Source organism: Variovorax sp. KBW07, from assembly GCF_003852515.1.
Taxonomy (GTDB): Bacteria; Pseudomonadota; Gammaproteobacteria; order Burkholderiales; family Burkholderiaceae_C; genus Variovorax.
Window position 1 is genome coordinate 2,783 of sequence record NZ_QAJK01000141.1, and the last position, 733, is coordinate 3,515.

1 pseudogene is annotated in these 733 nt (G+C 69.4%); it reads left to right on the plus strand.

Annotated features, from left to right (window positions below):
* A pseudogene (locus DBV14_RS26130) lies at window positions 1-572 on the plus strand (hypothetical protein); the annotation flags it as partial.
* Window positions 573-733: the final 161 nt, after the last annotated feature.

A 733-nucleotide genomic window follows, 5' to 3' on the forward strand; every position in this document is an offset into this window, starting at 1 on the left:
TGCGCGTGCCGACCGTGCTGGCGCAACAGGCCGATGGCCTGCTGATTTCCGACCTGGGCGAAAGCGGCCGCGCCACCGTGGTACTGCAGGAGCGGCTCGACCAGGCCGCCACCGCCGGCCCAGCCGCCCTGCTCGCCGTGTGGCGCGAGGGGCTGGTGGCCATCGCGGCCGTGCACGTGCGCGGCCAGCACCTGAGCCAGGCCTTCGACCGCAACCTGGTGCAGTGCCCCGACGGCGTGATCGGCTACATCGATTTCGAAGACGACCCCGCCGAGGTCATGACGCTGGCCGAATGCCAGGCGCGCGACTGGCTCAGCTACCTGCACTCGACAGCCATGATGCTGGAAGCCGCCGCGCCGCAAGCCGCGGGCCAGCACTGGCACGCGGCGCTGGCGGGCGTGAACGAAGAAGTGCGCGAGCGCATCGCCAATGCGGCGCGGCGCATGAAGTGGGCGCAGAAGCTGCCCGCGAGCCGGCGCTGGGGCCGCGACACGCAGCGCGTGCGGGCCGTGGCGCGCCTGCTGGGACGCTGGCACGACACGCCATCTGCCGGCACGCCCACGATCACCTAAACACGCCTCTCGCCAAGGCATCAACGCGCACTGCGTGCTGCCTCGCCTCCCCAGCATTCGGGAACACGCATATCGAGGTGGTATGCGCGCCATTGCTCAGCCCAAACGGGGTCTCCGGGGCATATGAGTTTGTTGCACACGTGAATTTTTCGCACTCTCTC